This window comes from Ruegeria sp. BG10 (assembly GCF_056538575.1).
The window spans coordinates 72932-86964 of record NZ_JBQFTI010000008.1 but is presented as its reverse complement, the minus strand read 5'-3'; the positions used below and the strand labels follow the sequence as shown (position 1 = coordinate 86964).

Annotated in this window: 14 protein-coding genes and 1 pseudogene; 7 read left to right on the top strand and 8 right to left on the bottom strand. The window is 54.6% G+C overall.

Going from position 1 to position 14033, the window contains the following annotated elements; translation table 11 throughout:
• Positions 1-9: 9 nt before the first annotated feature.
• From ACR0D8_RS20940 to ACR0D8_RS20930, 3 genes are read left to right on the top strand one after another with little or no spacing between them, the layout of a single operon-like run.
• Positions 10-1437 (top strand): FGGY family carbohydrate kinase, encoded by a 1428-nt coding sequence (locus ACR0D8_RS20940; RefSeq protein ID WP_480649472.1) that lies wholly within the window; start codon positions 10-12, stop codon positions 1435-1437.
• On the top strand, positions 1430-2110 hold the full coding sequence (locus ACR0D8_RS20935; protein WP_480649471.1) for a class II aldolase/adducin family protein: 681 nt from the start codon (positions 1430-1432) through the stop codon (positions 2108-2110). Before ACR0D8_RS20940 ends, ACR0D8_RS20935 begins: the two co-directional genes overlap by 8 nt.
• Before the next feature lie 20 nt (positions 2111-2130).
• Positions 2131-3738 (top strand): FGGY-family carbohydrate kinase, encoded by a 1608-nt coding sequence (locus ACR0D8_RS20930; RefSeq protein ID WP_480649470.1) that lies wholly within the window; start codon positions 2131-2133, stop codon positions 3736-3738.
• Positions 3739-4033: 295 nt separating this feature from the next.
• Here the strand turns inward: ACR0D8_RS20930 and ACR0D8_RS20925 are convergent, their stop codons facing one another.
• On the bottom strand, positions 4034-5593 hold the full coding sequence (locus ACR0D8_RS20925; protein ID WP_480649469.1) for a class I adenylate-forming enzyme family protein: 1560 nt from the start codon (positions 5591-5593) through the stop codon (positions 4034-4036).
• Between the two features lie 334 nt (positions 5594-5927).
• On the opposite strand from ACR0D8_RS20925, the pseudogene ACR0D8_RS20920 reads away from it, so the two are divergent.
• Positions 5928-6080, top strand: a pseudogene (locus ACR0D8_RS20920) (IS3 family transposase); the annotation flags it as partial.
• Positions 6081-6340: 260 nt separating this feature from the next.
• Here ACR0D8_RS20920 and mgrA read toward each other — a convergent pair.
• The 3 genes from mgrA to ACR0D8_RS20905 form a co-directional block, all read right to left on the bottom strand.
• Positions 6341-7408: an L-glyceraldehyde 3-phosphate reductase gene (gene mgrA, locus ACR0D8_RS20915; protein WP_480649468.1), complete on the bottom strand. Its 1068-nt coding sequence runs from the start codon at positions 7406-7408 to the stop codon at positions 6341-6343.
• 465 nt (positions 7409-7873) lie between these two features.
• The gene (locus tag ACR0D8_RS20910; RefSeq protein WP_237217120.1) at positions 7874-8092 is read right to left on the bottom strand and encodes a GDCCVxC domain-containing (seleno)protein; all 219 of its coding nucleotides are present in this window, start codon (positions 8090-8092) and stop codon (positions 7874-7876) included.
• A 4-nt stretch (positions 8093-8096) separates the two neighbouring features.
• Positions 8097-8420 (bottom strand): hypothetical protein, encoded by a 324-nt coding sequence (locus tag ACR0D8_RS20905; protein ID WP_480649467.1) that lies wholly within the window; start codon positions 8418-8420, stop codon positions 8097-8099.
• Positions 8421-8517: 97 nt separating this feature from the next.
• Here ACR0D8_RS20905 and ACR0D8_RS20900 point away from each other — a divergent pair, with 97 nt between their 5' ends.
• The 3 genes from ACR0D8_RS20900 (at position 8518) to ACR0D8_RS20890 (ending at position 10703) form a co-directional block, all read left to right on the top strand.
• On the top strand, positions 8518-8907 hold the full coding sequence (locus tag ACR0D8_RS20900) for a MerR family transcriptional regulator (protein WP_480649466.1): 390 nt from the start codon (positions 8518-8520) through the stop codon (positions 8905-8907).
• 503 nt (positions 8908-9410) lie between these two features.
• Positions 9411-9617: a cold-shock protein gene (locus ACR0D8_RS20895; protein WP_170430361.1), complete on the top strand. Its 207-nt coding sequence runs from the start codon at positions 9411-9413 to the stop codon at positions 9615-9617.
• A 72-nt stretch (positions 9618-9689) separates the two neighbouring features.
• On the top strand, positions 9690-10703 hold the full coding sequence (locus tag ACR0D8_RS20890) for a fatty acid desaturase (RefSeq protein WP_480649465.1): 1014 nt from the start codon (positions 9690-9692) through the stop codon (positions 10701-10703).
• On the opposite strand, the gene ACR0D8_RS20885 is transcribed toward ACR0D8_RS20890, so the two are convergent.
• The 4 genes from ACR0D8_RS20885 to ACR0D8_RS20870 form a co-directional block, all read right to left on the bottom strand.
• Positions 10695-10943: a ParB N-terminal domain-containing protein gene (locus ACR0D8_RS20885; protein ID WP_480649464.1), complete on the bottom strand. Its 249-nt coding sequence runs from the start codon at positions 10941-10943 to the stop codon at positions 10695-10697. The genes ACR0D8_RS20890 and ACR0D8_RS20885 overlap by 9 nt on opposite strands.
• 74 nt (positions 10944-11017) lie before the next feature.
• Positions 11018-11707, bottom strand: a complete 690-nt coding sequence (locus tag ACR0D8_RS20880; RefSeq protein ID WP_480649463.1) for a hypothetical protein — start codon at positions 11705-11707, stop codon at positions 11018-11020.
• Positions 11707-11844, bottom strand: a complete 138-nt coding sequence (locus ACR0D8_RS20875; protein WP_170743319.1) for a hypothetical protein — start codon at positions 11842-11844, stop codon at positions 11707-11709. Before ACR0D8_RS20875 ends, ACR0D8_RS20880 begins: the two co-directional genes overlap by 1 nt.
• A 1502-nt stretch (positions 11845-13346) precedes the next feature.
• Positions 13347-13979 (bottom strand): tyrosine-type recombinase/integrase, encoded by a 633-nt coding sequence (locus ACR0D8_RS20870; RefSeq protein ID WP_480649462.1) that lies wholly within the window; start codon positions 13977-13979, stop codon positions 13347-13349.
• Positions 13980-14033 lie beyond the last annotated feature (54 nt).

Below are 14033 nucleotides of genomic sequence, written 5' to 3'. Positions count from 1 at the left end.
CGGCAACACGTGACGAAAACCGGCGAAATCGCAGTTCTCGATATCGGCAAGACCAATGTCGATCTGTGGGTGGCCGCTGCCGATAGCACCCTGCTCGAGAAAAGGTCTACGCCGAACCAGGTGCTCGCCGGGCCGCCCTGGCAGCATCATGACCTTGGAGCTCTTTCCGTTTGGGTAGGTGAAACGCTGGCGTATTTCTGTCGGGAGCATCCAATCCGGGTTGTTGTGCCCGTGGGACACGGCTCGGGCGGTGTTCTTACGGGTGATCACCCTGATGCGAACGGTGCCGGTCTTGTCCTGCCGATGATCGACTACGAACAGCCGTGCCCATCCGAGATCAATGCAGAGTACCGACAGAAAGCCGGTTCGTTCGAGGATCGCGGCAGTCCCGTGATGATGGCTTCGACCCACGCCGCGCGGCAGCTTTTGTGGATGGAATACGCCCAGCCCAAGAGGTTCAAGTCGGCACGCCATTATCTCAACATTGCGCAATACTGGGGTTGGTGGCTGACCGGAGTGGCGGCGTCGGAATACTCGGCCATGGGGGCGCAATCGCACCTTTGGAATGTCCGTCAACGCCGTTGGACCCCAATTGTAAAGGGCCAGGACTGGCAACGGCTGATGCCGGAATTTAGGCCCGCCTGGACAGCACTCGGCACGATACGGCAGCCGCTTGTCCGGAAGTTCGGCTTGCCTGACGACATCACGGTCCTGACAGGGGCTCATGACTCAACTGCGAATTTCTATCGATACATCGCCGACGGGATGCGCGACTTTACATTGGTCTCGACGGGCACCTGGATCGTGGGGCTGTCACAGGATGTCGATCTGTCCTCACTGGATGAGGCGCGCAGCATGACGATCAATTCAGACTTGGACGGCAACGCCGTTGGTGGTGCGCTGGTGATGGGGGGGCGTGAGTTCTCGTCCATTGCCGGCAAAGACTGGAGCGGTGGGTCCGCGGACGCAGAGGTTTTAGCTCGGCTCGTTACCCGGAAAACCTTGGCAATTCCAAGCTTCAGCAACAACGAGGGCCAGTTTCCCGGAAGCGGCTGCCGCGGACATTTTCTTGGTCCTCCGCCGAAAGATCAGAAGGAGCGTACAGCGCTGGCCCTACTGTACACTGCGATTCTGACGACAACCTGTGCCGACGTGTTAAATGGTGGCGAAACTCTCGTCCTGGATGGAACGTTCCTGAAAGAACCACTTTTTGCGCCACTTGTCGCCGCCTTGCGTGGCACCAGAGAAACCGTTCTTTCGGATGAACCGCACGGCGTTGTTACAGGTGCTGTGCGCCTGGCCGACCACGAGGTCCGGAAAAACCCACGGTGCGTATCGATTGAACCGGTGGAGCCCCTCGCCATACCCGGCCTGGCAGCGTACTTCCAACACTGGCGCAGAGCCGCAGACGAAAAAGGAATAGCAGAGAATGACTGAAGCCGAATTACGGGAGCGTATGGTTGAAACTTGCAGGCAGATGAACGCCACAGGCATCAATCAGGGCACGTCAGGCAATCTGTCGGCCCGTTGCGGCCAGGGCTTTCTAATCACGCCATCATCGCTGCCATATGACACCATGACACCAGAAGACCTTGTCGAAATGGACTTTGCTGGCACTTACGCGGGGCGACGGCCCTCTTCGGAATGGCGCTTTCACCGTGACATTTTGCAGAACCGCACTGATATCGAAGTCGTTCTGCACTGCCATTCGGTGTATGCCACAACCCTGGCTTGTCATCATCGCGAGATCCCCGCCTTTCACTACATGGTCGGGATCGCCGGAGGCACCACCATTCGCTGTTCCGAATATGCCACCTTCGGCACGCAGGAACTGTCCGATACGGCGCTCAGTGCACTTGATGGGCGTCTTGCGTGCCTGCTTGGTCAACATGGCCAGATCTCGCTCGGTAAGACTTTGGATTCCGCGCTTTGGTTGGCGACCGAGGTCGAAACCTTGGCAAGGTTATACGTGCAGGCTTTGCCGTTGGGTGATCCTCCGATCCTTTCGGACGCAGAAATGAAGCGAGTGATCGATCAGATGCAGCGCATGAGCTACGGCCAAGGTCCGGAGCCGGAGGGCAGTGAAGACGCGGCTCGTCCACGCAACTGACCGGGAAGAGGAGGAGCAAAATGCCCTGTTTTATGGGAATCGATGTTGGAACTGGCAGCGCGCGTGCGGGCGTTTTCGATGAAGACGGCCGACTGCTTGGGACCGGAAATTCCGACGTCGAGGTCTACCGGGACGGCGCTGATTTTGTCGAACAATCGTCTTCACAGATTTGGGCAGCAGTCGGCGACGCCTCGCGCACTGCGATTGCAGCCGCCGGAATTGCTCCGCGTGAAATTGACGGCGTTGGGTTCGACGCGACGTGTTCTCTTGTTGTTCTGGACAGCTCTGGTGAGCCGCTGCCAGTTGGATCAAGCGAGGACCAAGAGCGCGACATCATCGTGTGGATGGATCACCGCGCCGTTGCCGAGGCGGAAGACATCAACGCTACAAATCACGATGTCCTTTCCTATGTCGGCGGCACCATCTCGCCAGAAATGCAGACCCCCAAACTTCTCTGGCTAAAGCGCCATCGGCCTAAGACCTTTGCACAGGCGGGGCATTTCTTGGATTTAACCGACTTCCTGACGTGGAAGGCGACCGGATCGCTCGCGCGGTCATCCTGTACGGTCACATGCAAGTGGACCTATGTCGCGGGCACGGGCGGGTGGAACGACGGGTATTTTCGGCAGATTGGTCTCGGAGAGTTGGTTGATGAGCAGTATCGTCGTGTCGGTACGGAGATTGTTGAGCCGGGGACACGACTCGCACAAGGCGTGACGGAGGAGGCAGCCGAGGTGCTTGGTCTCCGACCGGGCACAGCCGTTGGTGCGGGGCTCATCGATGCTCACGCTGGAGGTGTTGGTACGGTCGGGGCCACAGGCCTCGGACCGGTGACCGAGAATATGGCCTACGTTTTTGGTACGTCCTCTTGCACCATGACTACAACGTCCGAGGCGGTGTTCGTTCCTGGCGTCTGGGGGCCATACCACTCGGCGATGATCCCCGGCATGTGGTTGAACGAAGGCGGCCAGTCCGCTGCAGGGGCGGCCATCGACAGGTTGATCAGCATGCACCCCGCTGCAGTTGATGCGGCGAAGGTGGCGGTTCAAGACGGAAAGTCTCTGCCGGACTGGTTGATGGACAGGGCATTGATGCAAGTCGGGTCTGCCAGCGATTTGGTCGACCTTGCCGATGGTCTACATGTCGTTCCGGAGTTCCTTGGAAATCGCGCACCGTATGCAGATCCCCGCACACGAGCAGTCATCGCGGGTCTAGACATGGACACTTCACTCGACAGTCTGGTCGCGCTTTATGTTGCCGGGCTTTGCGGGCTCGGTTACGGATTGCGCCAAATCATCGAAACGCAAGCCCGCGAAGGTGCGCCCATTTCGAATGTTGTAGTCTCTGGCGGTGCGGGGCGGAACGACGCCGTGCGACAAATGCTTGCAGACTCGGTAGGTGTTGCGGTTGCCGGCCCGGACTCCGAAGAACCGGTTCTACTCGGTGCCGCAATGCTTGGCGCCTGTGCCTCCGGTTGTTACAGCGACCTAGCCATGAGTATGGACGCAATGTCTAGCGTTGCAAAAAGATACGCACCGGTTGCCGGTCCGACAGTTGGAAAACACAAACAGCGTTTTGCCCTTTTCGTACGATTTCAGGAACTCGCTCGGCAGGTAGCCGTTATGTAAGCCTTGAGCTTTGCGGCGTGAAATTCGGCAGTTTGTTCGCCAATTGATGTTTTACTTGCTTCGACGTCGTTCACACAGCGAATGTCCGCATTGCGGGCGCAGCAGCAGCATTTGAGAGAAATGCTAGCGTCCGCTTTGGGCCGCCTTTGCTCTTTTAGCAGTGTTAGCTTTTGGCGGCATTGGCCATTGGTTAAATGATGCAGCATTCGGTGCTTGGTACTCAAGACATTGCACAATCTTTCCCGCAGAGAATAGCGCGGGATTTGGCTGCGACTACCTTCCGACTGACGAAGACTTAAAACACGTGCGCAGGACCGCTCTCTTCTGCGGCCAGTTGCTTCAGCGCCATCCGGTCAAGTTTGCCACCCATTGTTAGCGGGAGTGTATTCAATACCTTTACGACATCTGGCGCTTTGTAGCCAATGCGGTCCCGCGCGAAGTCAATTATATCGTTGGAGTCAACTTGTGCGAGGCCTTCGGCCAAACTCACAAAGGCCCAAACATCCTCGCCATGCATCTCGTCTCGCACACCAACCACCGCTGCTGCCTCGACGGCTGGATGCGCTGTTAACGCATCTTCAACCTCTGCCGGGCTGATATTCGAGCCATCATGCACAATGATCTGTTTCTGGCGCCCACGGAACCAGAAATAGCCATCCGCGTCCCGCTGCATCAGATCACCGGTGTCGAGCCAACCGTCCCGAAACGCCCCTGTTGTTGCCTCCGGATTGTTCCAATACCCGGTCATCATACTGGGGCTCTTGACCCAGTGCCGACCGTCCGCCCCAACGGAAACCTCCTGCCCGGCCTCATTGCGCAGTTCCGAGACATATCCCGGATTGTTCAGTCCTACTGCGCCAACCTTATTGGTTCCTCCATGTGTGTTAGAATGCGACGTTCCCATCTCCGTCATTCCGTAGAAAGATCCAATCGGCACACCAGCCAGCGCGTCGAACGCTTTGACCACCGCTTGCGAGGGTTTGTCGCCTCCCGCCATCATTGTTTTCAGAGAAGTAAAATCCTTTCGTACTGCGCCGGGCGCGGTAAGCAATGACGCCAAGGGTGCGGGCAGGATTTGCGCAACTGTCGGTCGAGTCTTTCGCAACAACCCCAAAAGCTCGTCAGGGGTAAAACTCCGTGCGACATTCGTTTTGGCACCGGACCAAAGCCCCGCGAACGTAAGCCGCAGCCCGGCGGTATGAGAAATCCACGAAGCCGGCAGCACAACGTCCTGAGGACCCAGTCCCAACCCTTGGGCATTGCTCGCCACCATACTTCCCATACTGGCGTGGCTATGCGTTACACCTTTCGGCTTGCCAGTGGTCCCGGAGGTGAAAAATATGAAGGCCGGAGCCTCCGCCGAAACTTCAGGCAGAGCTTCTTCACTGTCAGCGTCCAAAAGGTCTTCAAAGTCAAACGCGCCCTCCATTTTGCCAGCATGCGCTATCAACCCCACTGACAATCGCGCGATGCCAGAGACAGCGGAAATATCATTGACCCGCTCACTATGCACCAAAAGCGCTGCGGGCGTCGCCAAACCGAGCGCATAGTCAATGTCCGCAGCCGCGTAACGATAATTGAGTGGCATTGCCACCAAACCAGCCCGCATACATGCCAGATAGTGGATCACCAGCGCCACTCGGTTCGGCATAATAGATGCCACGCGGTCACCTGGCCGCAATCCTAGGTTCAGATAACTCCGAGAAAGCCGAGTACAGGCGGCATCAACCTTTCGCCAAGTCAGAGCTCTACCCAACGCATAAAGCGCGACCCCGTCGGGGTTTGTTGACAAACCCTGGCGAAGCAAGTCTGTCAAATCCGCCGATACAGTTAGCGGCGGCCCAGATACTGGCATGCACTTCTCCTTAATCCAGCTTTGGAAACTTTTAGTGTCGAATATACGCCCCAAAAAGAAATTTATGCGCCCCGCGAAAGCCAAACGCGGTGTCCGGCGCTGAAATGCACTTCTTTTTTTGAATCCAATGCAATCCGGTCTGCTTCACAGAAATGCTCTGACGTGTCACTTCCAGAGTTGAAGAACTGCGCGTTGTCCTTGAACATTTGGCCCTTACTCTTCGGAAAACTCTGACGACGAACAACAATGAGCGTCCAAGCTGAAAACTAGCAACATCTTGATCCTCCCCCCCTGAGTTGGTCCGCCCGTATAGTTAGGAAACGGAGGATCAAATATGGGAATCAAGCGTCACAAGTCGGAAGAGATTGTCACTAAGTTACGGCAGGTTGAGGTGCTTTGCGGACAGGGGATGCCACGCGTGGATGCCATCCGTCAGGTGCAGATTGCAGAGCAGACATTCTATCGTTGGCGAAAGCAATATGGCGGTAACCGCCGTTCAGCCTTCACTACGTCACACCCGCGGCGAACGCCAGCTCCTTCCGCACAGTGTGAATTCGAAAGCCGCCCGATTTAGCAGGCGCAGCGAATGCCCTGACTCACGGGCCGCAATGCAGTAGCGGAGACCGGTGGTGGGCAGGAGCTCTGGGCCGGTCAGTCTCGATAGTAATTTGGCCGAGCTGCATAAGTTGAAGCCGCCAATAATCTCAAACTCCAAATGGTCTCGGGTTTTAGCACTTCTAAGATTGGTCATTCTGTTTCAGACGACCGCGCCCACAAATTGATATCTTCTTCCGAACTGATTTCGTCGATCCTGGCCAACTCGTCAGCACTGAAGTCGAGATTTTCGACGACGCCTGCGCAATCGACGATTTGTTCCGGGCGGGACGCACCAATAAGTGCGGTCGTCACGCGACCGCCTCTTAGCACCCAGGCCAGCGCCAATTGTGCCAGGGTCTGCCCACGTGCCTCGGCCATGTCGTTCAGAGCTCGGACACTTGCCAAAGACCGCTCGTTGATCATGCCGTCAAGCAGTGACTTTCCTTGCGTGGCACGGCTGCCATCCGGAATATGGCGCAGGTATTTTGACGTCAGAATGCCTTGTGCCAACGGCGTGAACGCAATTGATCCTACACCCAGATCGTCCAGCGTATCGAGCAATCCGTCCCGTTCTACCCACCGGTTGAGTAAATTGTAGGAAGGCTGGTGAATCAGACAAGGCGTCCCAAGGTCGTTGAGAATCTTCGCCGCCTCGCGCGTGCGTTGGGAGTTATAGCTCGAGATTCCTGCATACAGTGCGCGACCCGACCGCACGATATGATCCAACGCGCCCATCGTTTCTTCGAGCGGAGTATCGGGATCAAAACGGTGGGAATAAAAGATGTCGACGTAATCAAGCCCCATGCGCGCGAGTGATTGATCACAAGAAGCGATCATGTACTTGCGCGACCCCCATTCGCCATAAGGTCCGGGCCACATGTCGTAGCCCGCTTTAGAGGAAATTATCAATTCATCCCTGTGGCCCGCGAAATCCGATTTGAGGATTTCACCAAATGCCTCTTCGGCCGAACCGGGTGGAGGTCCGTAGTTGTTCGCCAGATCAAAGTGTGTGATCCCATAGTCGAACGCCGTCCGACACATGGCGCGCTTGTTTTCGTGTGTGGAGTCTGCACCGAAATTGTGCCACAGACCCAGGCTGACAACAGGGAGTTTAATACCTGACCGCCCACATCGCCGATACACCATCCTCTCATAGCGGTCCGGCTCCGGGGTGTAGGGAACAGTTTTCGGCTTTGGCGGTCGTTGAGCTTTGGTCATGCGCACATAATCAATGGATTGTTGGGCCTGTCAAACGGATCAACTCTGGTAAATTCGACACGAGTTTCTGCGCGTCCTGGATGGGTGCTTATTGGTTAGTCTTACTCCCAGCACCAAAGTCTAACGATTTGATGCGTTTGCATTCGGTACCGTCACATAGACGCAGCGAAAGTCCGCAAAGCGGGTTACAACCGCAGCATCAACATAGCGGGTTGGATGTCGGCTCTGGGCCGGCCTGTCGCTGGTTCCGCCGACATGTGATCCAATGCCGCGCTGGCTCCGAGGTCAGCACTGAGCCCAACCTGTACCCTGGATTTTATTGCTGCATGCGTTTGCAGCAGTAACAACACTGCAACTGCCGAATATCTTGTGCGGCCAAGCAGCGGAAAAAACTGTCATTCATGCAAATAGCAGCGATGCTCGCGGCGGCAGCTCACAGTTCGCTCAACAAAACCGTCCTTCACTTCATCCGCAACAGCTATCGCCTAGCTGAATTGGTGGACACGGGACCGTGGCATATGAACAGTAAACACAACAGTCGCCTTCCAACGGCTTCAAAACTGTTTTGCACGACTTGCATTCATAGAACCACTGGCAAGCATCCGTTGGCATTTGCTCGGTTTCGCTGTGGCCGCACTTCGGGCAAATCAGGGTGCTTTCTAGGACTACAGTTTGTTTTGTCATAGTCTCACATCTGCATAATCAGGTAATCGTTAATCCGTGCCTCGTTAAACACAACAACCCAAGCCACGCCGGTCATTAGAGTTGTTCCTGCAAGCCGCCATTTCAACGTCGGCAAGGAACCGCGCCGATAAGATACCAGCCACGATATCGCGACGAGCGCCGTTGAAATCGTCAGCACATGGTAACTCGCTGCCGCAACCTTCCCAAAGATTGCCAACCAACTGCCGCCCAGCCCCAGAAACATCATTGTCATGGGCAAAACGCAGCAAGTCGCGACGCCAAGCGCTGATAGCGATCCCAAATAGCTGAGGCTAAGGTATTTCTGCATTCCGTTTCCCTCAGAACCATGACGCGCGGAGTTGTAGAGACAGCAACTTCTCGTATAACGTCTGTAGCCACTACAGGATCAAGGCAGGAAATCTCACATGTTTGCGATTGGGGAAGCATCCCGGCAAAGCGGAGTCGGAATTGAAACTATCCGCTATTACGAACGCGAAGGGATCGTGCCGAAACCAGAAAGGGCATCGAATAATCGACGCATGTACTCCGCGCACGATGTTGGACGGCTTCGTTTTCTAAGGAAGTGCCGAGACATGGGTTTTTCGCTTGCCGATGCAAAGGTGCTTCTCAACCTATCCGAAGGTGATAGCGAGGATTGCCAATCCGTTAAGGAACTGGCCGAGCTTCATATCTCCAATGTGCGTATGAAGATAATCGAACTTAAGCGATTGGAGGCCGCCCTGAATGAACTTACGGCCAACTGTAACATCGGGAACGTTTCTTGCCCGATGCTTGCGCAGATACGGACCTACTAATGGCACTTTGAGGCTCGCAGTCGCCCTATGCCAACGCAGCATGACCCAAGATTCGGGCCGCGCAGAATCTACCGTTCGTTAGAGAGGTCAACTCGTTGATTTAGCAATGTTTCAATCACTCAATGAACATTTGTGCCTTGCCGCGGTGTTCTTGAAGCACGCGGCGATTTCGGACAGTGAGCCCTACCTGCCGTGCCTGAGCAATCAATTTGCTGCATACGCATTCGGCAGGTTTTATCGGAAGCCGACCTCTGATTTCCGAACCACAGAGCAATGGTTCTGCTTATCTTTGTCCCAAATTGGGCTGGGCAGACTTAGGTCTTCTGTTGCTTTCCGTTGTATCAAGGCTTGTATCGTGTGTACTCGAAGTCCATATACACAGGGCTTACGTTTTTCTTTTTCGACCTGCTGTCTCCCAAACTCGGCGTTCAGTCTTTCGATTCAGACCGACCACGCCGAGTCGCCGCAATGATGCGGGCGGCAAGTATTAGGAGACTTCCACCATGGCAAATGGCACAGTAAAATGGTTCAACTCGACCAAAGGTTTTGGCTTTATCGAACCTGAAGATGGCAAGCGCGATGTGTTCGTGCATATCTCAGCACTTGAGCGTTCCGGCATCAGCGAATTGAAGGACGGCCAGAAGGTCACTTTTGACGTCGAAGCTGGCCGTGACGGGCGCGACAGCGCCGCCAATCTGGCACTGGCCTGACCTTTTACGGGCACCCTTATGGGGTGCCCGTTTGCACAATGGGCTGCTAAAAGCCCTTGGAGAACAAGTCAGTTGCAACAGCAGGAATTGACCCGGGCGCTCGCGCAATACCGTGTGCCCGATACGAAGCGTAGCGTTTTTGAACTGACAATCACTGTCATCCCCTTTTTCGCGCTATGGGGCGCAGCGTGGTTTGCGCTATCCCTTAGTATCTGGGTCACTGTTCTATTGGCCATCCTGGACGCCGCATTTCTGGTGCGTATCTTCATCATCATGCATGATTGTGGTCACGGATCTTTCTTTAGAAGCCGCACCGTTTGCAATTGGACCGGCCGGGTTCTGGGTGTTCTCGCCCTGACACCCTATGACGTCTGGCGGCAAAGCCATGCGATTCACCATGCCTCAACCGGTAACCTTGATCGGCGTGGTATGGGTGACATTCCTACATTGACCATTGAGGAATACCTGAAACGGAATTGGTTCGGGCGTGCCGCTTACAGGTTAATCCGGAACCCCTTCTTCCTGTTCTGTATCGTACCGGTCTACACGTTCTTTTTTCAAAATCGCTTGCCCTTTGGTTTCATGCGGTCAGGCTGGCTGTATTGGGCAAGTGCAATGGGAACAAACGCCGCGATTGCGGTGGTCCTGGCTCTGATTTTTTGGGCCGGAGGCATTGAGGTTTTAGCGTATGTTTTCCTGCCAACCATGATCGTCGCCGCATCGATTGGTATTTGGCTATTCTATATTCAACACCAGTTTGAACACACGACCTGGGAACGGGAAGAAGTGTGGAATCTTCAGAACGCCGCATTCTATGGAAGTTCTCACTACGCCCTGCCAGGCATCCTGCGGTGGTTCTCTGCCAATATCGGTGTGCACCATGTTCACCACCTTGCCAGCCGCATACCGTTTTATCGGCTAAACGAGGTTTTGCGTGACCATTCCGAGTTGGAAAATTGCCAGCGTATTACTCTATATGAGAGCCTTCATTGCGCACGATTGCATCTTTGGGATGAAGAAAGTCAGCGCCTGCTGACGTTTTCTCAGGCTTTGTCGAACGCCAATCCCAACAAGAGTTTAGTGTAATCTGGCGCGCACCAAAAAGGCGTCGACCGTATCACCGCCGAGGGCGCGAATGGCCTCTAACCGGTGAAGGCCTTCAATCAGCACGAACCTCTTGTTGTCCGCGCGTATCTGAATCGGGGTCTTCTGGCCGTTCTTCAGGATATCTTCGGCCAGCGTCAGGACTTTTTGCTGTTCAAGTGTTTTTGCACGCTTCACAGGTACATAGATCAGGTCGAGCGGGTATGGTTTCTTCTCCAGCATAAGCTACGTGTGCAACCTTTCGTGCATTTGTTCCGGTTCAGAGTTCTCTACAAAAGCGGGGGCTGGAACGTACGTCATAGAACCGAACGAACAGCGTCGCGCAGTTCCTGATGCATAATCCAAGTTGCTGGCTCATCGTCACTTTCGATGTGAGAAAACGCCAGGACCTGAGCGGCGCCATCATTCTGCACCGATCCGGCTTCGGGTAGGTCCAGTTCCAGATATTCTGCGATCAATAGTCCGATTTTCTTGAAAACCTTGATGGAGGCCTCGCGCGATTTGTAACCGGCCGCCTGAGACAAATGACCAATGGTCAGACCGTCCTTGCCTGCGATTGTAAGTGCTTTGAGCATTGTGACCTGCGCAGGGGTGAGCCTAATCTGTCGCAATGCCTCGGCATATTCTCTTTCACTGGGAACGAGCGTGCCTGAGTTTCCTTCCAAACGTCGTTGACCGCTACGTTTCCTGTCTCGTTCTTCGAGAATTCCTTTTAAGGCTTCAATGGCCAACGCTGGTGTTTCACCAACTGCATCGGCAATCATTGCCTGCGTTTTAGCTGGTGGCTTGGGGAATGCGCGCGCAACGCTGTTACCGCTCAGAATGCCGGCCTTAATCAAGTACTTGCCAAACTGTTCCTCAATCACACCGGCTACGTCAGCGTTCCGCGACTTACGAACACTGCGTTCCTGAAATGCTCTTTGTTCTAGGTCGCGAATTGCCGATATTGGGTGCCGGAGGCTAACCTGAGGGGTGCTTTTACGCATCAGAGAAACACCACCACAATTATGGCCGCAACAATCACCGCCAATGCGACAAACATCTTTATGCTGTAGGACCAGCGTTGCGCCTTTTCGGCTTTGAGTATTTTACCCAGGTTTTCGTCAATCGAGTTATGGTTCACGGATTCGTCCTTCCGGATATGTCAGGAGGTATTGGTTCCCACCAACCTATTGTCGCGGCACATTTTCGGTGCACTTATCGTTCTGTCGTGTAAACGGCCGATTGCATTCCCAACCGTCACCTCTCCGATTCAAGTGAGCATTTGAAGGGACAAGGATCGCAATGCATCTGTCCCGGTTTGCGCGATAACCTCGTTTGCATTTCCATCCAGAAAAGGTTTCAGGCGCAAGATATGCATGCTGTGGAATTGCCACAGGTTCACAGCTACTCTCCGCTGCCCTGTAACCTCTGAGGCACACCCAACCATCCGCGCTGTTTTTGTCAGTCAGGCGGCCGTTGCTCGGGACATTAATCGCAACACAATCCTGATCCTCCTTACGAAATCCCCAGTTGCAGTGTATTTCTTGTACGCCAAACCTAGTTTCGACGTACCCATTTTGAGGTGAAATCACCTCTTCACACTCGTCCCCGATACGCTGGAACAACCGGTTGCATTCCCACCGATCTCCGGTTGAGGCAAGATAGGCATTTTCCGGAACTCTTATTTCCTCACAGAGTTCTCCAACGTTTTGAAAACCATGATTGCATTCCCAGCCGCTGCCATAGGAGCTACCCGTCAAATATGCGTTTTTTGGTACGTCTGTTCTTTGACACGATCCGTTCTTGTTTTCGAAGCCTTCGTCACAGACCGATCCATCAGCATTGCCTGCGACTTGGGCAGGAAGCTGCGTTCCGGAGAGCAACACCAAGAGTGTCGGGATCAAACAAAGAATGCAGCGCGTAAACACGATGAATGACTGATTGAAAAGGAGCCTGAGACCTGATCTATCGGGCATCAAACACGCAATTTATGAGCCATGTGCAGTTCATACGGCGCCTTCTTTCATGGTTCACGCGATGACTGGGGCTTGTCAGGTGACAGTTGCGAATGCTTGCGAGGAACGAGCTCATAGCGAAGACCCCAGCGAAACCCGTTCCTATGCTGGGGCACATGCTACAGTTATTCTGAAGGCCATTGGATCATCGAAGCCGGCAGCATCGCGGCGACGAGTAACTTTCACCAATGCACTTTTGTGGTCCTTAGCCAGAATAGAGTCAAGGAAGTTTCCCTTGTCGCAATGCAAGTACCGCCAGGGCAGGTAGTTTTTGAAACTGCCGGTGACCAAGATCCTTGGTGAACTACCGAAAGAAATTGTCTGGCCTGAGTGCGGCGAAAGAGGAGTATGTGATCAAGGCTTCCCCGTGACTATGAATGACTGGCCTGATAACATTGGCTGCAACGCAGCGATTTTCGCGCCGCTTCTGCACAAGTACTCGCGGCGTGATCAAATGGCCGCTCGGTCCCGCACCCTGTAAATTGCGCCTGAGCCGAGAAAACTGTGCTGCGAGCGTACGCAACAAGATTTTGACACTTCCGCTCAGGGCACGCTACGTCCCACTCCTGCGTAAAAGAACTAGAACCACTATGGATTGGCGACCGACAGCGCCGCTCGCCAAACTGTCTCAGATGTCTATGCGCTCTGCAATGCTTAGCGCGTCTTCCAATTCAACGCCCAGGTATCGCACGGTGCTATCGACCTTTGTGTGCCCAAGCAGAAGTTGGACCGCGCGGAGATTTCCTGTCTTGCGGTGGATCTCAGCTACTTTGGTTCGGCGAAGCGAATGCGTGCCATATCCGCTCGGTTCCAATCCGATTGCGGTCACCCAGTCTCGAACCAGCCTGCCATACTGGCGCGTCGAGATGTGTGGTCGATCATGGAATCGGCTTGGAAACATGAACCGGCTAGCAAACATTTCCGGTGATTTTACCCATACCAATACAGTTTCGCGCGTGTTTTCCGTCAGTTCGAATTGAACGGGCCGCTTGGTTTTGCTCTGGATCACAGAAACTCGCTCTCGCACGCGGTCATCTTTGACGAGATCAGAAACCGCCAGTTTCACCAGATCGCACCCTCGCAGTTTGCTGTCGATGGCCACGTTGAAAAGCGCAAGATCGCGCAGGTTGCCCGACAGTTCGAGCCGGGCACGGATCGCCCAGACCTGTTTTGGGAGTAGCGGTCGTTTCTGACCGATGATCCGCCCCTTGTTCCAAGCTCTGGGTTTTGGGGTGACTGCAGGTAGTTGGACTCTTGGCATATTTTGCACTCCGATCCACCCTCCGCACCCAAGCAACAGCACCGCGCTGACCAC